Annotated in this window: 20 protein-coding genes; 10 read left to right on the top strand and 10 right to left on the bottom strand. The window is 62.9% G+C overall.

Features of this window, described 5'->3' with window-relative positions:
- Positions 1–15: 15 nt before the first annotated feature.
- From M1B34_RS18965 to M1B34_RS18945, 5 genes are all read right to left on the bottom strand, one after another.
- Positions 16–726 (bottom strand): ABC transporter permease, encoded by a 711-nt coding sequence (locus M1B34_RS18965; RefSeq protein ID WP_123336540.1) that lies wholly within the window; start codon positions 724–726, stop codon positions 16–18.
- Positions 723–1,451, bottom strand: a complete 729-nt coding sequence (locus tag M1B34_RS18960) for an ABC transporter permease (RefSeq protein ID WP_123336538.1) — start codon at positions 1,449–1,451, stop codon at positions 723–725. The genes M1B34_RS18965 and M1B34_RS18960 overlap by 4 nt, the downstream gene beginning before the upstream one ends.
- 57 nt (positions 1,452–1,508) lie before the next feature.
- Positions 1,509–2,291 (bottom strand): transporter substrate-binding domain-containing protein, encoded by a 783-nt coding sequence (locus M1B34_RS18955; protein ID WP_123336536.1) that lies wholly within the window; start codon positions 2,289–2,291, stop codon positions 1,509–1,511.
- A 266-nt stretch (positions 2,292–2,557) separates the two neighbouring features.
- Positions 2,558–4,993, bottom strand: a complete 2,436-nt coding sequence (locus tag M1B34_RS18950; RefSeq protein ID WP_268265941.1) for a penicillin acylase family protein — start codon at positions 4,991–4,993, stop codon at positions 2,558–2,560.
- A gap of 142 nt (positions 4,994–5,135) precedes the next feature.
- Entirely contained in the window at positions 5,136–5,780 is a 645-nt protein-coding gene (locus tag M1B34_RS18945; protein WP_268263657.1) for a glutathione binding-like protein, read from the bottom strand.
- A 145-nt stretch (positions 5,781–5,925) separates the two neighbouring features.
- On the opposite strand from M1B34_RS18945, the gene M1B34_RS18940 reads away from it, so the two are divergent.
- Positions 5,926–6,474, top strand: a complete 549-nt coding sequence (locus tag M1B34_RS18940) for a cysteine hydrolase family protein (protein ID WP_268265969.1) — start codon at positions 5,926–5,928, stop codon at positions 6,472–6,474.
- A 29-nt stretch (positions 6,475–6,503) separates the two neighbouring features.
- Here the strand turns inward: M1B34_RS18940 and M1B34_RS18935 are convergent, their stop codons facing one another.
- From M1B34_RS18935 to M1B34_RS18920, 4 genes are read right to left on the bottom strand one after another with little or no spacing between them, the layout of a single operon-like run.
- Positions 6,504–6,713, bottom strand: coding sequence for an SEC-C metal-binding domain-containing protein (locus tag M1B34_RS18935; protein WP_123336528.1), 210 nt, complete (start codon positions 6,711–6,713; stop codon positions 6,504–6,506).
- A 5-nt stretch (positions 6,714–6,718) separates the two neighbouring features.
- Positions 6,719–7,204 carry an LEA/WHy family protein gene (locus M1B34_RS18930; RefSeq protein WP_268265940.1) on the bottom strand — a complete coding sequence of 162 codons (486 nt, stop codon included), beginning with the start codon at positions 7,202–7,204 and terminating at the stop codon, positions 6,719–6,721.
- Between the two features lie 60 nt (positions 7,205–7,264).
- Positions 7,265–7,741, bottom strand: a complete 477-nt coding sequence (locus tag M1B34_RS18925; RefSeq protein ID WP_268265939.1) for a YchJ family protein — start codon at positions 7,739–7,741, stop codon at positions 7,265–7,267.
- Between the two features lie 4 nt (positions 7,742–7,745).
- Positions 7,746–8,243: a DUF6231 family protein gene (locus M1B34_RS18920; RefSeq protein ID WP_268263660.1), complete on the bottom strand. Its 498-nt coding sequence runs from the start codon at positions 8,241–8,243 to the stop codon at positions 7,746–7,748.
- Positions 8,244–8,433: 190 nt separating this feature from the next.
- Between M1B34_RS18920 and M1B34_RS33755 the strand changes: the two genes are divergently transcribed.
- The 4 genes from M1B34_RS33755 (at position 8,434) to M1B34_RS18895 (ending at position 11,112) form a co-directional block, all read left to right on the top strand.
- A complete protein-coding gene (locus tag M1B34_RS33755; protein WP_279653360.1) occupies positions 8,434–9,129 on the top strand; it encodes a PA1041 family peptidoglycan-binding anchor lipoprotein in 696 nt (231 codons plus the stop codon).
- A gap of 89 nt (positions 9,130–9,218) precedes the next feature.
- Complete coding sequence (locus tag M1B34_RS18905; RefSeq protein ID WP_268263661.1) at positions 9,219–9,944, top strand: PA1041 family peptidoglycan-binding anchor lipoprotein; 726 nt, start codon at positions 9,219–9,221, stop codon at positions 9,942–9,944.
- 138 nt (positions 9,945–10,082) lie between these two features.
- Positions 10,083–10,361 (top strand): DUF1145 domain-containing protein, encoded by a 279-nt coding sequence (locus M1B34_RS18900; protein WP_268265938.1) that lies wholly within the window; start codon positions 10,083–10,085, stop codon positions 10,359–10,361.
- Positions 10,354–11,112: a collagen-like protein gene (locus M1B34_RS18895; RefSeq protein WP_268265937.1), complete on the top strand. Its 759-nt coding sequence runs from the start codon at positions 10,354–10,356 to the stop codon at positions 11,110–11,112. The genes M1B34_RS18900 and M1B34_RS18895 overlap by 8 nt, the downstream gene beginning before the upstream one ends.
- 103 nt (positions 11,113–11,215) lie before the next feature.
- Here M1B34_RS18895 and M1B34_RS18890 read toward each other — a convergent pair whose 3' ends face one another.
- The gene (locus tag M1B34_RS18890) at positions 11,216–11,680 is read right to left on the bottom strand and encodes a CopD family protein (protein WP_268265936.1); all 465 of its coding nucleotides are present in this window, start codon (positions 11,678–11,680) and stop codon (positions 11,216–11,218) included.
- A 99-nt stretch (positions 11,681–11,779) separates the two neighbouring features.
- On the opposite strand from M1B34_RS18890, the gene dinG reads away from it, so the two are divergent.
- From dinG to pdxH, 5 genes are all read left to right on the top strand, one after another.
- Entirely contained in the window at positions 11,780–13,924 is a 2,145-nt protein-coding gene (gene dinG, locus M1B34_RS18885) for an ATP-dependent DNA helicase DinG (protein ID WP_123336511.1), read from the top strand.
- A 94-nt stretch (positions 13,925–14,018) separates the two neighbouring features.
- A complete protein-coding gene (locus M1B34_RS18880; protein WP_268265935.1) occupies positions 14,019–16,445 on the top strand; it encodes a beta-galactosidase in 2,427 nt (808 codons plus the stop codon).
- A gap of 140 nt (positions 16,446–16,585) precedes the next feature.
- Positions 16,586–17,731 carry a serine hydrolase domain-containing protein gene (locus M1B34_RS18875; RefSeq protein WP_268265934.1) on the top strand — a complete coding sequence of 382 codons (1,146 nt, stop codon included), beginning with the start codon at positions 16,586–16,588 and terminating at the stop codon, positions 17,729–17,731.
- 139 nt (positions 17,732–17,870) lie between these two features.
- Positions 17,871–19,136, top strand: coding sequence for an OmpA family protein (locus M1B34_RS18870; protein ID WP_268265933.1), 1,266 nt, complete (start codon positions 17,871–17,873; stop codon positions 19,134–19,136).
- Positions 19,137–19,159: 23 nt separating this feature from the next.
- The gene (pdxH, locus tag M1B34_RS18865) at positions 19,160–19,804 is read left to right on the top strand and encodes a pyridoxamine 5'-phosphate oxidase (RefSeq protein ID WP_268263665.1); all 645 of its coding nucleotides are present in this window, start codon (positions 19,160–19,162) and stop codon (positions 19,802–19,804) included.
- Positions 19,805–19,808 lie beyond the last annotated feature (4 nt).

Genomic DNA, 19,808 nt, shown 5'->3' with positions numbered 1-19,808 from the left:
TTCTCGCAGCAGGTTCTAGTGAGTCGGTCCGAGGAAGGCCAGCCAGCGACGCTCGGCGAGGCGAAACAGCCCCACCAGGGCAAAGGTCACGCCCAGATAGATCAGCGCGGCAATGCCGAAGGACTGGAAGGTCAGGAAAGTCGCCGAGTTGGCATCACGGGCGACTTTCAGCACATCCGGAATGGTTGCGGTGAAGGCCACGGTGGTGGAGTGCAGCATCAGGATCACTTCGTTGCTGTAGTAAGGCAGCGAGCGCCGCAGCGCCGAGGGCATGATCACGTAGGCGTACAGTTTCCAGCCGCTCAGCCCATAGGCTTTGGCGGCTTCCACTTCGCCGTGGGCCATGCTGCGGATCGCCCCGGCAAAAATCTCCGTGGTGTAGGCGCAGGTGTTGAGGGCGAAGGCCAGGATGGTGCAGTTCATGGCGTCGCGAAAAAATGCATCCAGCACCGGCTGGGCGCGGATCGCCGCGATGCTGTAGATCCCCGTGTAGCAAATCAGCAACTGGATATACAGCGGCGTGCCCCGGAACAGGTAGGTGTAGAACTGCACTGGCCAGCGGACATAGCGCTTGGGCGAGACACGGGCGATGGACAGCGGGATCGACACCAGGAAACCGATGCAGATCGAGGCGCTGAGCAGCCACAGGGTCATGGCCAGGCCGGTGATGTTGTAGCCGTCGCTATAAAGGAAGGGGCGCCAGTATTCCTGCAAGAGCTCGATCATCGCACGGCCTCCCGGGAACCTGCGGCGTAGCGGCGTTCAAGCCAGCGCAGGACGACGTTGGACGCGCTGGTGATCAGCAGGTAGATCAGCGCCGCGATGACCAGGAAATAAAACAGTTGATACGTGCTTTTGCCCGCGTCCTGGGCCGCCTTGACCAAGTCCGCCAGGCCGATGATCGACACCAGGGCCGTGGCCTTGAGCATGACCATCCAGTTGTTGCCGATGCCCGGCAGGGCAAAACGCATCATTTGCGGGAAGACCACGAAGCGAAAGCGCTGGGCGCGTTTCAGGCCGTAGGCCGTCGCTGCTTCCACCTGGCCGCGGGGCACGGCGAGGATGGCGCCGCGGAAGGTTTCCGTGAAATAGGCACCATAGATAAAGCCCAGGGTGATGACCCCGGCGCTGAATGGGTTGATTTCGATGTATTCCCATTCCATGAAGTCGGTAAAGGAGGTCAGCCAGGTTTGTAGGCTGTAGAAAATCAGCAGCATCAGCACCAGGTCCGGCACCCCGCGAATCAGCGTGGTGTAGAGCTGGGCCGGGACCCGCAGCAGTTTCAGGCGGGACAATTTGGCGCTGGCGCCGATCAGGCCGAGCAGGACGCTCACCAGCAGCGACAGTACCGAGAGCTTGATGGTCATCCAGGTGCCTTCCAGCAACAAGGGGCCGAAGCCCTTCAGGCTGAATGCTGAAAGCCCTAGGCTTTGCAGGAGTTCTTCGAACATAAATCGGGGACCTGTGGCGATAAAAAAAGCGCCCATCGGGAGATGGGCGCCAGGGCATTATTTACCGCTGTAGAGGTTCAGATCGCCGAAGTGCTTTTTCTGGATAGTGGCGTAGGTGCCATCATCGTGTAACGCTTTGATACCTTTATCCAGAAGGGCTTTCAGCTCTTTGTTACCTTTCGAGATGCCGACGGCGGTCTTGGAAGGGAGCAATGGATCATCCACCGGCTTGCTGACCTCGTAGTCAGCCCCTTGTGGCGACTTCAGGAAGCCCAGCTCGGCTTGCAGCATGTCTTGGATCGAGGCGTCCAGGCGGCCGGAAATCAGGTCGGAGTAAACCTGGTCCTGGTTCTGGTAGGCCTGGGTCTTGACCCCGGCCTTGTCCAGCACGGCCTTGGCGTAGGCTTCCTGGATGGTGCCTTGCTCGTAACCCACGGTCTTGCCTTTCAGGGAGGCGGTTTCTTCGGTCAGCCCCGAGCCTTTCTTGAACACGAAGGACGTCGGGCCGGAGAACAGTTCGTTGGAGAAGTCGATGACCTTTTCCCGCGCCGGGGTCACGGTCATGGACGAGATCACGCCGTCGAATTTGTTGGCCTTGAGGCCGGGGATCATGCCGTCGAAGTCGCTTTCAACCCACTTGCACTTGACCTTCAGCTCCGCGCAGATGGCGTTGCCCAGGTCGATGTCGAAGCCCACCAGGCTGCCGTCGGCTGCTTTGGACTCAAATGGGGCGTACGACGGGTCCACGCCAAAGCGCAGTTCCTTGTAGTCCTTGGCCAGGGCGGAGCCGGCGGCCATGCAGAGTGCCAGTGCAGAAAGGGTCAGCAATGCTTTTTTCATTATTCAATCCCTAAAAACCAATATGAGCGCTTGTGGCGCATGAGTACTGTTACTGGAACGCATCAGACTCAATGAAAGTAGCAATTTCCGAACCAGAGTCCCGAACAAGCGTTTTAAAAGGTGGGGAGAGAGGTGCTTGAGCATCGCTGCCGCCCTGAAATCGGGCGCGACGAAATGCCTGCCTCAATACAGGGCGAAGGGGTAAGCAAGGGGGAGGTCGCGGGCAAGCCCGCTCCTGCACCAGTGCAGGGCGGGCTTGGGCGAGGTTACTTGCCGGGCACCAGGGTCAGGCGGGTTTTGCCGTAGCTGCGCTCGAAGTTCTGCGGTTGCAGCGGCAGGCTCAGGTACTGGCCCTTGAGCCAGCCGTCGATGCCGTTGGCGTAGAAAGGGCTGGCCGGATTGCCCGACTGGCCCGTGCTGTTCATGGCGGTCAGCGGTTCGAGCTGGCCGAAGTCGACGATAAAGCGCAGGGCCGGGGTATCGCTGACAGCGAAGTCCTGGCCCCAACGATAGGCCGCACCGTTCAGGGTGCTGTGGTCGCCACCCGCTTGCAACGGCGCGCGCAGGGCTTGGCCATTGGCGGCGTTCCATTGGTAGCTGTGCAGCTTGCCCCATTGCCAGGCCTTGCGGTCGGCGCCCATCAGGCTTTCTCCGGCACTGATGCTGGCCGCCAGGCTGCGGGCGAGGATCGCCGGCTTGTCTTCCTTCTGCGGGGTCCGCGAGTCGTCCCAGAACGGGCTGTCTTCGCGGCCCAGCAGGTGGTCGGCCTGGGCCGAGTAGGACAGTTGGGCGTTGCTGACGAAGGCTTTCCAGGTGGCGCTGGATTCCGGGCCCAGTTTGTCGAGGAAGATCTGCTTCGCGCTTTCCTGCAGGAACAGTTCATAAATAGCCGCGTCCGCCGAGCTGGCGCTGACCCGGCCATCGAATGCCATCAGTCGGCTGTAGGCTTCGCGAGCCTTGCTGCGTTCTGCGTCCGGCAGGGCATCGATGGCCTTTTTCAGCGGCTGTGCCATGCCCGGTGCTTCAAACATGGCCTTCAGTTTGGCAGCGAAGGTGCTGCCCTGGTCGTACTGCAGGGCCACCAGGGCGCGGTTGTCGAGTTTGCCCCGGCCCGCCAGTTCAGCCTGGCGCTCGGCCCGCTCCGGGTAGTACCAGGAGTTGGACAGTTGCATGCCGTAACCCTGGGTGATCACCCGTTGGTTGGCCGTGCCCAGCCAGCCCTTGGTGGGGTCCTGGTCGTAAGGGTGGAGCATCGGGTCGGCGTAACCGTCCCAATCGTAGCGCCCGTCCCAGCCCGGCGATGGCAGCAGGCCCTGGCCTTCACGGCGATTGGGGAAGCGGCCGGTGACTTGCCAGCCGATGTTGCTGGCGTCGGCGAACACCATGTTCAGGGCAATGGCGCGGATCTCGCGGCTGGCGTCCGACGCCTTCTCGACGTTCTGCGCCCGGGACAGGTCGAAGAACGCGTCGAGGCTCTTGTCGTCCTTGAAGTCGGGCATTTGCAGGGCCAGGCCGTAGCCACTGGTCAGCGCATTGGCACCGCCCAGGGCACTGTTGAGCAGTGGGCCGTGACGGGTTTCATAGACGGCTTCGCGGATCGGTCGCTGGCCTTTGACGAAGTAGGTTTCATTGCGCACGGTGACCGGCTGCCATTTGCCGCCGGCTTCGTAGTACAGGGCGTTGCCCTGGCGCTTGAGTTTTTCCAGGAACAGGTCCTGGTTGTCACCGTTCACCGAACTCAGGCTCCAGGCCACCTTGCCGTTGAACCCCTGGAGAATGGCTGGCAGGCCGGCGATCGAGGCGCCTGCGGCCTGGTATTTCGGCGCGCGGATCTGCACGTAGTGCCAGGCCGGCAGATAGCTGTCCACAGCCAGCAGGCTTTTGCCACTGCGGCTGCGCTGGGGAGCGACGGCCAGGTTGCTGCCAGTGGCGATGCCCAGGGTGTTGAGGCGGGCCAGTCGTTCGGTGGCGGCGCTGACCTCGGCCAGGCCGGCGACCTTGAGCGGCAGGCCTTTGAGTTTTTCGCTTTCGCCCAAGGGCAGCGGCTCATCCGGGTAGCTCGGGGTCAGCCAGGGCAGCTTGTCGCTGCCCACTTGCTGAGCCAGCACCAGAGCGTTGATCTCCTCCTGCAGATTGGCCGACTGGCCGAAATTCAGCAGGCAGAAGATCAGGGCCGAGTCTTCAGGCTTCCAGTACTCGGGCTTGTAGCCGGTGGCGGCCAGGTCTGGCGGCAGCTTGTCGCGGTAGCGGAACAGGTAGGCATTGACGCCCCGGGCATAGACTTCGAAGAAGCGCTTGATGCGCGGCGACGAGGCTTTGTACAGCTCGTCGGCGTTCTTGCGCAGGTTCACCGCACGCATCAGGCGGTCGACTTCCAGGGCGTCGGCCCCGGACATTTCTGCCAGGCGGCCTTGGGCCAACAGGCGCAGGGTGACCATCTGGCTGATGCGGTCGCTGGCCTGGACATAACCCAGGGTGAACAGGGCGTCGTGGAAGCTATTGCTTTCGATCAGCGGCACGCCTGTGGCATTGCGGCGTACCGAGACGTTTTGCGCCAGGCCTTTGAGCGGCTGCACGCCAGAGGTGGGTGGCAGGCTGTCCTGGGTGTTCCATGACTGGCAACCGGCCAGGCTGAGAACGCCGGCCACTGCCGCGGCCACGCCGAGCCGGGGAAGAAAAAGTGAGAGGGCTGGCGAGGCCATGGCAAAGCTCCTGCGGGGGTTGCGTCGATAAAGGCGCTACGTTAGTGAGCGCAACAGTGCCGCGCAAGCAGGGTTTGCGGGTATTTGCAGGTTGCAAGACAAATAGCCGGCTCCGGCGGCCGTTTGCCGGAGCCAGCCGGCTTTATGCCTTGGGCGGATTGACCTGGGCCACCAGTGCGTAGGCTCGCTCGGTGGCGGGTCGTGCCTTGATCCGATTGAACCAGCGCTGCACGTTGGGGAAGTCCTCCAAGTGCTGGCCCTGCCATTGATGGGAGACGATCCACGGGTAAATCGCCATGTCAGCGATGCTGTAGTCCTGGCCGGCGACGAACTCGCGATCCGCCAGGCGACGGTCCAGCACCCCGTACAGGCGGGCGGTTTCATCGACATAACGCTTGATCGCGTAGGGGATTTTCTCGGGGGCGAAGCGACTGAAGTGGTGGTTCTGCCCGGCCATTGGTCCCAGGCCACCCATCTGCCAGAACAGCCATTGCAGGGCTTCCTGGCGACCGCGCAGGTCAGTGGGCAAAAATTTCCCGGTTTTTTCCGCCAGGTACAGCAGGATGGCCCCGGACTCGAACAGCGACAGCGGCGCACCGCCATCGTCGGGTTGCTGATCGACAATGGCCGGGATGCGGTTGTTGGGCGCGATCTTGAGGAATTCGGGTTTGAACTGCTCGCCCTGGCTGATGTTCACCGGGTGCAGGTTGTAGGGCAGGCCGGCCTCTTCAAGAAACAGGGAAATCTTGTGGCCGTTGGGGGTGGTCCAGTAATACAGGTCGATCATGCAGCTCTCCAGAAGGGATGGGTCTTTATGGAAGGACAGCAAATGCCGGCATTAGGTCGTCCTGTCTGCTGTGTATCGCTTGCCTGTGGGTGAAAGGTGATGTTGAAGTGCGGGAAATTCAATGACTCGCAAGAGAAAAGCCGCCATGGAGTTCAAAGGCAACGCCACCCTGATCCTTATCGACCAGCAACAGGGCATTCATCACCCCAAGCTGGGGCGTCGCAACAATCCGCAGGCCGAAGATTGCATGGCCGAGTTGCTGGCCCTGTGGCGGGAAAGCCTGCGCCCGGTGATTCACGTGCAGCACCTGTCACGCTCGCCGGACTCGGTGTTCTGGCCGGGGCAGTCGGGGGTGGAGTTTCAGCCGCGCTTTGTGCCGATGGTGCATGAGGCGGTGATTCAGAAGCAGGTGCCGGATGCCTTCAGTGGCACGACCCTGGAAGCGGACTTGCGGCGGGCGGGGGTGGAGCAATTGGTGATCGTCGGGGTGGCCACCAATAACTCGGTGGAGTCGACGGCACGCACGGCGGGCAACCTGGGGTTTGTCACCTGGGTGGTGGAAGACGCTTGCTACACCTTCGACAAGCCGGACTTCTATGGCCGAGCCCGTACAGCCGAAGAGGTGCATGCCATGTCCCTGGCCAACCTGCACGGTGAATATGCCACCGTGGTCCGGCTGTCGGAGATGCTGTAAGAGCCGCCGGGGCGGCTCTTACAAGGGCATCATGCGCCGTGGCACTTCTTGAATTTCTTGGCGCTGCCGCATGGGCAAGGGTCGTTGCGGCCGACGTCTTTCAAGGTATTGCGCACAGGCTCCTGAGGGGCGTGGTTGCAATGCGGGCCGTGAACATGGCCATGGTCGTGATCATGATGGTCGTGATGGTCATGATCGTGGTTGCAATCTGGGCCATGGACATGGGGTTGCTGGGTCATCGAGGTCACTCCGGAAAATAATCGGCGGGAATTATCTCGCCATTGCGCTTCAGGTGCACGTCCTTGCCGATGAATAATCCGGTTTCCAGCTCACCTTCCAGGCGATAAGGGATAGGGCGCTGGGGTTTGCGCAGCAATTTCACCACGTCGCGGATCTGCGGCCAGAGGTTGGTGCGCACCGGTACCTTGAAATAGCCGCTGCGGTGAGGGCCGACGGTGAACCAGTGTTCGTGCTCGCCCTCGGCCAGCAGGAAGCGCTGCAAATGGATGCGGTAACTCAGGTGGCGCACCGTCAAATCGTCGTCATTAGGGTTGTCGACGCGAAAGTGCAGGTTGAAGCGCTGCTCCAGCAGGTTGGCCTTGACCACCTCTACCTTGACCAGATGCACCGCCGGGTCTCGGTCCTGGTCGCCCCACCAGGACATGCAGCCCGACAAGCTCAAGGCCCAGAGCAGACTGACAGTCCTTAGTACGTGCCGCCGAGTGAGCATGCCGTTACTCCGTTTTAACTCCCAATCAGGCAACCGTGGGCGCGGGGTAAGGGGGTGGCGTTATTGGCCGAAGTAACCGTCGCAGCATTTCTTGAACTTCTGGCCGCTGGCGCAGGGGCAAGCGTCGTTGCGCCCGGCCTTGACCGCGACCGTGGGGTCGATGAAATACCAGCGCCCGTCATTCTGCACGAAGGAGGAGCGTTCGCGGTGGCTGTGTTCGCCCTGGCTGTCGTGCCAGCGTGCGGTGAAGGTGACGAAGGCGTGTTCGGGCTGGCCGCCGAAAACTTCCGAGCTTTCCACCTCAAGGCCCAGCCAGGTGCTTTGCAGGCTCCAGTCCTTGATGGACGTGCGATCCAGCCCGTCCTGCTGGGCCGGCAATGTGGTCTGCACCAGGTAATCCACCAGGCCCAGGACATAGGCGCTGTAGCGCGAACGCATCAGCGCCTCGGCGCAGGGCGCAGGATGGCCCGAATGATAGTGGCCGCAGCAGGCATCCAGCAGGTTGCCGCTGCCGCAGGGACAAATAGAAGCACTCATTGCATTACCACCAGTACTTGCCGAAGTTTTCCGGGTTTGCCCAGAACCTTGAGTTGAGCCAGTCGGGCACCTGTTTGTAGTCAAGCAGATCGTAGGTAAACAGGGTCAGTTCCTGCGCTTCACGCTGGAAGCGCTCGCTGGCTTGCAGGGCCAGGGAGAAGAAGTCGGTGTCCAGCCAGCCGCAGGCGTCCAGGTCGGCCAGCACCGCGATGCGGCTGGCGTTGAGGTTACGGATCCCGCCCAGCAGGTTCAGGCCGTCGCGCTTGGGCAAGTGCTCCAGGCAATCCACCGCCAGGGCCAGGTCGAAGCGGCGTGCAGCCAGCTCCGGCGGCAAAGGGCCAGGGGCCGCCTGGGCCACGCAGGTGTCGGGGTGGGCTTGCTTGAATGCCTCAAGGGCCGGGAAGTCACTGGCGCCGATCAGCAACAGCTGTTGCGGTGCATAACGGTCCAGTAAAGCCGCCAGAGCTTGCTGGGGCGTGCGCGAAGAAATGCCAGCGGTCATCGTCGATCCTCAATCAGAACTGCAAAGACTAGCGCGCCGGCCCCTGCTGGCCTAGAGCGGTTTTTCACTTAAACCCCGGGCGCCCGTAATTGTTGGGCCAAAGCCGAGATGGCCTATTGCTGGCGGAGATTAAAAGCGCGGTCTTTACTCCGATGATCGGCTTCGGGCCGATCCCCTCAGGAGAAACTAGATGAGCATCATTCGGACAGCATTACCCTTGGTTCTGCTAACCAGTGTGTTGACTGGTTGTGCAGGCTTGCAGAAAACCGACTGGCCGACCTGCGCCGCAGTCGGCGGCGTGACCGGTGCCGCCCTCGGCGCCACCGAGAGTGCATCGTGGGCCGGCGGTGGTGCCTTGGTGGTGGGTGGCTTGGCCGGCGCCTATTGCTGGGTGCACGGCGATGGCGATGAAGACGGTGATGGCGTCCCGGACAGCCGCGACAAGTGCCCGCATACGCCCAAGGGTGTGCAGGTCGATGCCAATGGCTGCCCGCCACCGGTGCCGGTCGCCGTGGTCGAAGAAGTGGTGGTGGTCAAGGAAGAAACCATCGTCATTCGCGATGTGCACTTCCAGTTCGACTCGGCCAAGCTGACCGCCGCCGACCAGAGCAAGCTCGGCACCATCGTCACCCGCCTGAAACAAGAAGCGCCGACTGCACAGCTTCGGGTGACTGGCCACACCGACAGCGTCGGCAGTGACGTCTACAACCAGAAACTCTCGGAGAAGCGCGCCCATTCGGTGGTGGAGTACCTGATCAACAACGGCATTCCACGGGCCAGTTTCGTCTCGGTCTCCGGTGCCGGTGAAAGTCAGCCGGTGGCCGACAATAAAACCGCTGACGGGCGCGCCTTGAACCGCCGCACGGAAATTCAGATCAACCGCTGAAGCCCTTTGTCTACGCGGCTTGTGTAGCTGCCGATGGCGGTCTTTACTCCAGTGTTACCGGTCTCTCCGGTGACACTGGAGCATTCTTGATGAACGTTCTCTCTCGGACCGTGTTGCCGGTCCTGCTGTTCGGCAGCCTGCTCACAGGTTGCGCAACCCACAGCGATGGCACTGCCCCCCTCAATCAACGGACGTGGCCGATCTGCAGCCTGCTTGGCGGGCTGGTGGGCGGTGGGCTGGGCGCGATCGAAAGCGCGGGCTGGGCCGCCGGCGGTGCGGCCCTGGGGGTGATCGGTGGTGGCCTCATCTGCTACGCCCAGGACGGTGATGAAGACGGTGATGGTGTCTTCGATCGCCGCGACCGTTGCGCTGACACCCCCGCCAATACCCCGGTGGACAATCGCGGTTGCCCGTTGCCTCAGTACCCGGCGGCCAAGGCTCCTGCGCCCGAGCCTGCACCGGCCACCGAGGTGATCACCCTCAGCGATCAGGGCCATGTGCTGTTTGCCTTTGACTCTGCGGAATTGACCGCCGAGGCCCGTAACCAATTGCAGGGGCTGATGGCCAAGTTGGCCCATGCCGATGTGGTGAGCATCAAGGTGATTGGCCACACCGACAGCCAGGGGTCGGACGCCTATAACCAGGCGCTCTCCGAGCGTCGCGCCAGCAGTGTCGCGGCCTTTTTGCTCAGCCAGGGCCTGGCGCCGAACAAGCTCACCAGTCAGGGCCTGGGGGAAAGCCAGCCGGTCGCGGATAACGCCACCGAACAAGGGCGGGCATTGAACCGCAGGGTTGAACTGCATCTGCAGCGCTGATGCTTGGCGCCGGGTCGGCGATCCTCGTCGATCCGGCGGCTAAAGCGTGGTCTTGAGAAGAATTTTCATCCCCCACTGGCTTATCGCCGAGATAAGTCGTTACTGTGCGTCCAAAGAAAAAAGCGCAAGGGGGGGCATATGAAAATCGTGTGGGGGTTGGGGAAGTTTCTGACCTTGGTGTTTTGGCTGGTGGTCCTGATCAATCTGGCCAGGCCCTTGATCAACCCGTTTCACCTATTGGTCAACCTGGCGGGCAGCTTGTTGCTGCTGACCCATGTGCTGGAGTTGCTGCTGTTCAATGGCAGCCTCAAAGGACGTATCCACCCTTGGCGTGACCGCCTGCACATTTTGCTGGTGGGGATTTTCCATGTGCAAACCCTTCCGGCCCCTGTTTCGGTGGAGGCCGATCATGCATAAGTATTGCCTGCTGGCGTTGTTCTGCAGCCCCTTGGCCCTGGCTCAAGCCGTGACGGTGGAAACCAACTCCCTGATGCGTTTGCCCAATACCACCAGCACCCTGCAACTGGAGCGGTTGAGCGTCGCCGATTACGGCACCCTGCTGATTCCTGCCAACGTCACCCAAGTGCAGATCGGCGAGTTGCACCTGGGCCGCGAGGCACGTATTGCCATCGTTCCCGCCGAGCAGGCGTTGCAATTGAGTGTGCAGCGCGCCGAACTGGAGCCGGGCAGCCAGATCACCTCGCGCGGGGCGCCGGGCACCTATCAGAAGGCGGCCAAGCCAGGGCGTAATTTGAGCCTGCGGATTGAGTCGCTGACGGCCGATGAATTGTCGGTGGATGCCCGTGGCGGTGCCGGGGCTCCGGGGTATGTCGGGCTCGACGGGGCCAATGGCAAGGAACCAGGGTGCACCTGGGGTCAGGCCGGGCGGGGTGCCGATGGCGACAGTGGTGGTGATGGCCGGCCGGGTGCGCCGGGCGCTCAGGTGCGGGTGGAATTGCCGCGGGACTATCCGGACGCGCAGATCAAGGTCTGGGTCGATGGCGGTGTCGGTGGTGTCGCCGGTGCGGGCGGCAAGCCGGGGGCCGGTGGCAAATCCAAGGGCTGCTTCGTATACCGTACCGATGGCGGCAAGAGCGGACGGGCCGGTGCCGAAGGCTTGCCGGGCGCCGCGGGGGCACCGGGCTCGCTGACGGTGCAGCGTTTGTAAGCGCGTCGACTATTGCGCCGCAGTCAGGCAAGCCCTATGCAAGCCCGCCCCTATTAAAGGGGGCGGGCTTGTTGCATTCAGGGCCGTTGAAAATCTATCACCTCTAGAACATCGGGCGAGCGGCGGCCAGCGCCACCAACAGCAGGCCGATGATCAGGTTGCAGCCCACCAGCCTGCGAATCCGCCCCAGGGCCGCCGCGCCCGCCGGCCAGTCTTCGGCCGCAACGGCCAGGCGCAGTTCCGGCAGTTGCAAGGACTGGATACGGATAAACAGCGCGGTCATCACCAGGTACACGCCCATCATGATCTGTACGTAGCGCGGTGCCGTTTCAAAGCCGTTGAAGCGCAGGTGCAGCAGGCCCATGCCACTGATCGGCAAGACCGCAACCGCAACCCAGACCCAGACAAAAAAACGTTGAAACACTTCCACCCACAGCTTCAGTCGCGCCGGGCCCTCCAGTGCTGCGCCAGCCGCCGGGCGCAGCACCATCCAAGCGAAAAACATGCCGCCGACCCAGACGAGGGCGGCCAGTACATGCAGGGCGTAAGCAAGGGCAAAGGCGGTCATTCGGGTACTCCGTTCTGCGCAGGATGAATTAGCGCGTTATGATAGCGGCCGATCCGAACCACTGAAAATTTATCCAGCGTTTTCCGCGCCCGAAGAACCATGATCAGCAACGAACTCAAAACCACGATCCAGGGAGCCTACTCGCGTTTCCTCGAGGCCAAGAGCCTCAAGCCGCGTTACGGCCAGCGCCTGATGATCGCCGAAGTGGCCAAGGTCCTGGGCGATATCGACACCGATGACGAAGGCCGCCGCAGCGGCGACCCTGCCATCGTGGCAGTGGAAGCCGGCACCGGTACCGGGAAAACCGTGGCCTACAGCCTGGCCGCGATCCCCACGGCCAAGGCCGCCGGCAAGCGCCTGGTGATTGCCACCGCCACTGTCGCCCTGCAGGAGCAGATCGTCTACAAAGACCTGCCCGACCTGATGCGCAACAGCGGCCTGAACTTCACCTTCTCCCTGGCCAAGGGGCGTGGGCGCTACATGTGCCTGTCCAAGCTCGACATGCTGCTGCAGGAGGGCCACGCACAAACCGCCACTGCCCAGCTGTTCGAGGAAGAAGGCTTCAAGATCGAAGTGGATGAGGCCAGCCAGAAGCTGTTCACCAGCATGATCGAGAAGCTCGCCGGGAATAAATGGGACGGCGACCGCGACAGCTGGCCCAATGCCCTGGAAGACGCCGATTGGGCGCGCCTGACCACCGATCACAGCCAGTGCACCAACCGTCATTGCCCGAACTTCGGCCAGTGCGCCTTCTACAAGGCCCGCGAAGGCATGGGCAAGGTCGATGTGATCGTCACCAACCATGACATGGTCCTGGCTGACCTGGCCCTGGGCGGCGGCGCCGTGCTGCCGGACCCGCGCGACACCCTGTATGTGTTCGACGAAGGCCATCACCTGCCGGACAAAGCCATCGGCCACTTCGCCCACTACACCCGCCTGCGTTCCACCGCCGACTGGCTGGAGCAAACGGCCAAGAACCTCACCAAGCTCCTGGCCCAGCACCCGCTGCCGGGCGACCTGGGCAAGCTGATCGAGCAGGTGCCGGAGCTGGCGCGGGAGATCAAGACCCAGCAGCAGTTCATGTTCACCGCCTGCGAGCAGATTGCCGACTTCAAGACCGGCGAAGACATGGAAGGCCGCGAGCGGCCGCGCCATCGCTTTGTCGGCGGGTTGATTCCCGAGCACATGCGGGAAATGGGCATCGAGCTGAAAAAAGGCTTTTCCCGGCTCACCGACCTGTTCACCCGCCTGACCGAGTTGCTCAAGGAAGGCATGGATGGCGAGGTCAATATCGGCATCGCCAGCAACCAGGCCGAGGAGTGGTATCCGCTGTTCGGCAGCCTGCTGGCCCGGGCGTCGGGCAACTGGGAGTTGTGGACTGCGTTCACCGTCGAGGACCCGGAAGACAACCCGCCCATGGCGCGCTGGCTGACCCTGGCGGAAAGCGGTTCGCTGTTCGATATCGAGGTCAATGCCAGCCCGATCCTCGCGGCGGAGATGCTCCGGCGTAACCTGTGGAACGTGGCCTACGGGGCCCTGGTGACTTCCGCGACGCTCACCGCCCTGGGCACCTTCGACCGCTTCCGCATGCGCGCCGGGCTGCCGAAAAAGGCCGTGACCGCCGTGGTGCCCAGTCCTTTCCACCATGCCGATGCCGGCGTGTTGCGGGTCCCCGACCTGCGTGCCGACCCCCGGGATGCGCCTGCACATACCGCCGCAATCATCCGCGACTTGCCGGAACTGGTGGAAGGCTCCCGGGGCACCCTGGTGCTGTTTTCGTCGCGCAAGCAGATGCAGGACGTGTTCGACGGCCTGGATCGCGACTGGCGCAAACAGGTGTTTATCCAGGGCAACCTGTCGAAGCAGGAAACCCTTAACAAGCACAAGGCGCGGGTCGACGGAGGGGACTCCAGCGTGCTCTTCGGCCTGGCCAGTTTTGCCGAAGGCGTGGACTTGCCCGGCGCCTATTGTGAACACGTGGTGATCGCCAAGATTCCATTCTCTGTGCCCGACGACCCCGTGGAAGCGGCGCTGGCAGAGTGGATCGAGGCGCGAGGAGGCAATCCGTTTATGGAGATTTCGGTGCCGGATGCCTCCCTCAAGCTGGTCCAGGCCTGTGGTCGCCTGCTGCGGACCGAACAGGACCGCGGCACCATCACCCTGCTGGATCGACGCCTGGTCACCCAGCGTTATGGCAAGGCGATCCTCAATGCCTTGCCGCCGTTTCGCCGGGAAATATCTTAAGCGCGGCCCGCATATTGCTCCGCCGCGCTGTCTATTGCCTGTCACCGAATCAATACCGGCCGATTGATCGGCCGCAAGGGAGAATTTGCTTTTTATGATGCGCCGCTCGTTGCCCGCCATTTTTGCTCTGTTGTGCTCTACGCCGCTGCTCGCAGCGCCGGCGGGCCAGCAGACGCTGTTCAACTTTGTCCGGCCCGCCGATGTGGTGCGGGTGGCGACACAAGATGCCAGCCTGCCGCAATCCAACGCGGAGCAAACGGCCGAAGGCGAGGTGTTGCGCCGCGTGACCTTTAACCCCGTTACCGAGCCCAGCCTGCGCCTGACCCCGCAGACCGGCGCCTGGGACTGGTCGCAGTCGGGGATGATGAGCTTGCGCATCCAGAGCGCAATGAACTGGGCGCTGACTCTCTACGTCAAGATCCAGAGCAACGACGGCAAGACCCTGGTCAGCCGCATCGACTTGCCGGCTGGCCCGGCGCAGACCTTGCTGGTGCCGCTGGTGCCCAGCTCTCCGTTGAGCCAGGGCATGAAAGCCGGCCCGCCGATGCCGATGACCGTGGACGGCCAACGCATCCTGCTGGCCAGCAGCGAGGGTGAACTGGACCGCGGCCAAGTGGTGTCGGTGACTTTGTCCCTGGATAAACCCAACGCGGCTCAGAGCATTCTGCTGGAGCGCTTTGGCGTGCAGGACGGCGAGGGCGTGGTGCAGGCGGTCTATGGCTCGCTGGTGGATGCCTATGGCCAGTCGACCCGGGCCAAATGGCCGGAAAAGATCAGCAGCGACGAGCAGCTCAAGGCCGCAGATGCCAAGGAACAACAGCAACTCAAGGCCTGGCTGGCGGAACGCGAAAAGGCGTCCCTGGACAAGTTCGGTGGCTGGACCCAGGGCCCATCGTTCAAGGCCAGTGGTTTTTTCCACACCGAGAAGCGCGACGGTCGCTGGTACCTGGTGACCCCCGAAGGCCATCCGTTCTACTCCTTGGGGGTCAATACCGTCACCCCCGACAACAGCCAGACCTACATTGCCGGACGAGAGTGGATGTTCGGCGGCCTGCCGACGGCTGATGAGCCCCTGGCGGCCTTCTACGGCGAGGGCGACAACCGTGGCGGCAACGGCGCCGACAAGGGCCGCGCCTACAGCAATGGACGCTGGTACGACTTCTATGGCGCCAACTTGCGGCGCACCTACGGCACAACCTGTGTTCCGGGCAGCGAGTCCCCGGCCGGTGTGGCCGTAGCTGCCAAGACCGAGGCCGCCAAGACCGAATCCGAGGTCAGCACGGACCAGACCGAGGCCGCCGCAGTCGCCCCTTGCGTGGCCGCGCGCCTCGATGAAAAACGCTGGGTTGGCCATACCCTGGACCGCTTGCAGGCCTGGGGCTTCAACACCATCGGTAACTGGAGCGCACCGGCCCTGGACTTGAATGCCCGGGTGCCCTACACCTTGCCGCTGTCGATCGTCGGTGATTACGCCAGCATCAGCACCGGCAGCGATTGGTGGGGCGGCATGCCCGACCCCTTCGACCCGCGCTTCGCCATGGCCACCGAGCGAGCCGTGGCGATTGCCGCTCGCGATCACCGCGACGATCCCTGGCTGATCGGTTACTTCGCCGACAACGAACTGGCCTGGGCCGGCCCTGGCGACGATGCCAAGGCCCGTTATGCCCTGGCCTATGGCACGCTGCGCCTGACCACCGACGTGCCGGCCAAGCGCGCATTTCTCAAGCAACTGCGGGACAAGTACCGCAACCAGGCGGGCCTGTCGAAGGCCTGGGGCATCGACCTGCCGGCCTGGGAATTGATGGAAGACCCAGGTTTCGTGCCGCCGCTGCCAAGCCCGGAACATCCGGAGATCGAAGCCGACTTCAAGTACTTCCAGAAGGTCTTCGCCGACACCTATTTCAAGACCATCTCTGATTCGTTGAAGTGGCATGCGCCGAACCAGCTGTTGCTGGGCGGTCGTTATGCCGTCAGCACACCGGAGGCGGTGGCTTCCTGTGCCCAGTACTGCGACGTGCTGAGCTTCAATATGTACACCCTCAAGCCCCAGGACGGTTACGACTTCGAACAACTGCGCAGCCTGGACAAACCCGTGCTGATCACCGAGTTCAACTTCGGCTCCCGCGATCGCGGCCCGCTGTGGGGCGGGGCGACCGAGTTGGCCCGGGAAGAAGACCGAGGCCCGGCCTACGCCAACTTCCTCAAGCAGGCGTTGAGCGAGCCGTCGATTGTTGGCGTGCACTGGTTCCAATACCTCGATCAACCGGTGACCGGTCGTTTGCTGGATGGCGAAAATGGCCACTTCGGCCTGGTGGGGATCACCGATGTGCCGTTCCAGGGCTTTGTCGACAGCGTGCGCAAAAGCAACCTGCAGGCCGTTGATCAACTGAGCAAGGAAGCTGCAAAGGCCCAGGTGGTTAATGACAGCCACGGTGGCGACGGTGGCCAGAAAGGCCATGACGGCAAGGGCCAAGGGCCCGGTGCCGGTCGCGCGGGTGGCCATTCGGGCAATGGTCACTAAGGGGCATCTTTTTCAGGCGCTGGCGCTGAGACTTAGGGTCATCTCATCGGCCGCTCGACGCCTGCCGGGGTTGTTTCCAAAAGCCTTCAGGGCTGGAACAATACCGGCCACTTTTCAATGCGGGTTCCGGGGGCATCACGGTGCAGATTCAGGGTCATTACGAACTTAAATTCGAAGCCGTGCGCGAAGCGTTCGCGGCACTCTTCGAGGATCCCCAGGAGCGCGGTGCCGCGCTGTGCATCCAGATCGGCGGGGAAACCGTGATCGACCTGTGGGCCGGTACGGCCGACAAGGACAGCGCCGAGGCCTGGCACAGCGACACCATCGCCAACCTCTTCTCTTGCACCAAGACCTTCACCGCGGTGACCGCGCTGCAATTGGTGGCCGAAGGCAAGCTCAAGCTGGATGCGCCGGTTGCCCAGTACTGGCCCGAATTCGCAGCAGCCGGCAAGGAACGCATCACCCTGCGCCAGTTGCTGTGCCATCAGGCGGGCCTGCCGGCCTTGCGTGAGCTGCTGCCGGCCGAGGCGCTTTACGACTGGTCCACGATGGTCGCGGCCCTTGCGGCCGAGCAGCCGTGGTGGACGCCGGGTGAAGGCCATGGCTATGCGGCCATCACCTACGGCTGGCTGGTCGGGGAGTTGCTGCGTCGCGCCGATGGGCGCGGGCCGGGGGAGTCCATCGTGGCGCGAGTGGCCAAGCCGCTGGGCCTGGATTTTCATGTCGGGCTGGCGGATGAGGAGTTCTACCGAGTGGCGCACATCGCCCGAGGCAAGGGCAATGTCGGCGACGCCGCCGCCCAGCGTCTGTTGCAGGTCACGATGCGTGAGCCGGCGGCCATGACCACGCGGGCCTTCACCAACCCTCCGTCGATCATGACCAGCACCAACAAGCCGGAATGGCGGCGCATGCAGCAGCCGGCGGCCAATGGCCATGGCAACGCCCGCAGCCTGGCAGGCTTCTACAGTGGCCTGCTCGATGGCAGCCTGCTGGAAGCCGACATGCTGGAAGAACTGACCCGGGAGCACAGCCTCGGCATGGATAAAACCCTGCTGACCCAGACGCGCTTCGGCCTGGGCTGTATGCTCGATCAGCCCACGGTGCCCAATGCCACCTTCGGCCTCGGTGCACGGGCCTTTGGCCATCCTGGAGCCGGCGGTTCCGTTGGTTTTGCCGACCCGGAACATGATGTGGCCTTTGGTTTTGTCACCAATACCTTGGGGCCCTATGTATTGATGGATCCCCGGGCACAGAAGCTGGTGAGGGTTCTGTCGGATTGTCTGTAAAAAGGTTGCTGTTAAGAACTTTTTTGCTTAAACATGCTTGGAAATCTGCGGGATGGAACCCTGTGGCTTTTATAATTTCCAAGCGTCTGTTGTACGGGTCGCATAGACCGTAATTTTTACCTCATTTCGTGGATATCCCATGTCGTCGAACAAGTCTTTAGCCTTGGCCATCTGCCTGACCGTCACCGGTTGCGCGCAAACACCACAAAATGATGCAGACGGTGGCCACTGGTGGTCGTTCGGTTCCGATAAGGCGACCAGCAAGGACGTGGCGCCCGCCGCAGAAAAACCGGCCACCGTGGCAGCGCAACCCGCTGCCCCCGCCGCCAAGCCTGCTGCCCCGGCCGCTCCAGCCGCCGCGAACAAATCTACCGCCGCCGCCAAGCCTGCGGCTACGCCGGCCAGTAAAGCCCCGGCCAGCAAAGCCGCTGCGGCACCGGCGCCAGCCGCCAAACCCGCCGCCGTTGCTGAAGCGCCAGCCCCGGCAGCGGCCGCTGTTGCCGAACCCGTTGCCAAAGCCGAGAGCGGTGGCAGCTGGTGGTGGCCGTTCTCTTCCAAGGATTCGGACGCTGACAAGCCTGTCGCCGAGACCAAGAAAGTCGAAGCCGCACCGGCTCCGGTTGCCGTCGCTGCAAAAGCCGACAGCGAGACCCATTGGTGGTGGCCGTTCGCTAAAAGCGAGCCCAAGCCGCTGAGCAAGGTGGACGTGGCGGACATCCCGATGCCTGATCCGAAAATCACCCAGGCCTGGCTGGACACCTACGAGCCGCGCCTGCGTGAAGCGATCAAGGACAGCAAGCTGCAACTGGAACGCCGTGAAAACGTACTGGTGGTGATTGCCCCGGTAGACGGCTCGTTCAACCCGGATCGTCCAGCCATGCTGCTGCCCGTGACCCTGGGTCCGTTCACCCGCGTGGCCAAGGCCGTCGAGGGCGACACCAAGACCGCCGTGCTGGTCTTGGGCCATGCCGACACCACCGGCGCCGCCGGCGTCAATCAGAAGCTGAGCCGTGATCGTGCCCAGTCCGTGGCTGCGATCTTCAGCCTCAGCGGCCTGAAGCAAGACCGCCTGATGCTGCGTGGCATGGGTTCGGTGATGCCGCGTGCAGCCAATGACAGCGCTCCGGGCCGTGCTTTGAACCGCCGCGTTGAAATCATGCTGACTCAGCGCAGCACCATGCTCGGCCTCCTGAGCAAGTACAACCAACCGACGCCTTCCGAAGCCGAACTGGTGGCTGTACAGGACGTTAAGCCAGCCGTGGCTCCAGCCGCCGGGAAGAAGTCCGCTGCGCCGGCGAAAAAAGCCGCTGCTGCGAAGAAACCAGTGGCCAAGAAGGCCCCGGCGAAGAAAGCGGCTGCTCCGGCAAAAAAAGCCGCGACCGGTACCGCCCAGGTTAAAAACTGACACCCAAGGGAAAGGAAGCTGCCATGACTGCCTTGGCTGATATGCGCCGCGACTACACGCGTGATGGCTTGACTGAGGCTCAGGCCCCGGTTGAGCCATTCGGCTTGTTCCATCAGTGGTTCGCGGATGCGGTGAAGACCGAGCAAGCCCCGGTTGAAGCCAACGCCATGACCCTGGCGACCGTCGATGAAGACGGCCGCCCCCATTGCCGGATCCTGCTGCTCAAGGGCCTGGATGAACAAGGTTTTACCTTTTTCACCAACTACGAGAGCGATAAGGGCCGGCAATTGGCCGCGCGCCCCTTTGCGGCCATGACGTTTTTCTGGCCCACGCTGGAACGCCAGGTGCGTATCGAAGGCCGCGTGGTCAAGGTCAGTGCACAAGAGTCCGATGCCTATTACCAGGTGCGGCCGCTGGGCAGCCGCCTGGGGGCCTGGGCTTCGCCGCAAAGCCGGGTAATTGCCGACCGGGCCGAGTTGGAGGGGTTGCTCAAGGCGACGGAGGCGCGCTTCAGCGACAGCCAGCCCGATTGCCCGGAGCACTGGGGCGGTTACCGCCTGCTGCCGGAGCGCATCGAGTTCTGGCAAGGGCGGGCAAGCCGTCTGCACGATCGCTTGAACTACCGTCTGCAGGGCGCCGACTGGCTGCGTGAGCGCCTGGCCCCTTAAAGCC

The sequence above is a fragment of the Pseudomonas morbosilactucae genome (assembly GCF_023241715.1).
GTDB classification, from domain to species: Bacteria; Pseudomonadota; Gammaproteobacteria; order Pseudomonadales; family Pseudomonadaceae; genus Aquipseudomonas; species Aquipseudomonas morbosilactucae.
Note: the sequence above shows the minus strand (reverse complement) of the source record. Positions and strands in the feature narration are given on the sequence as shown.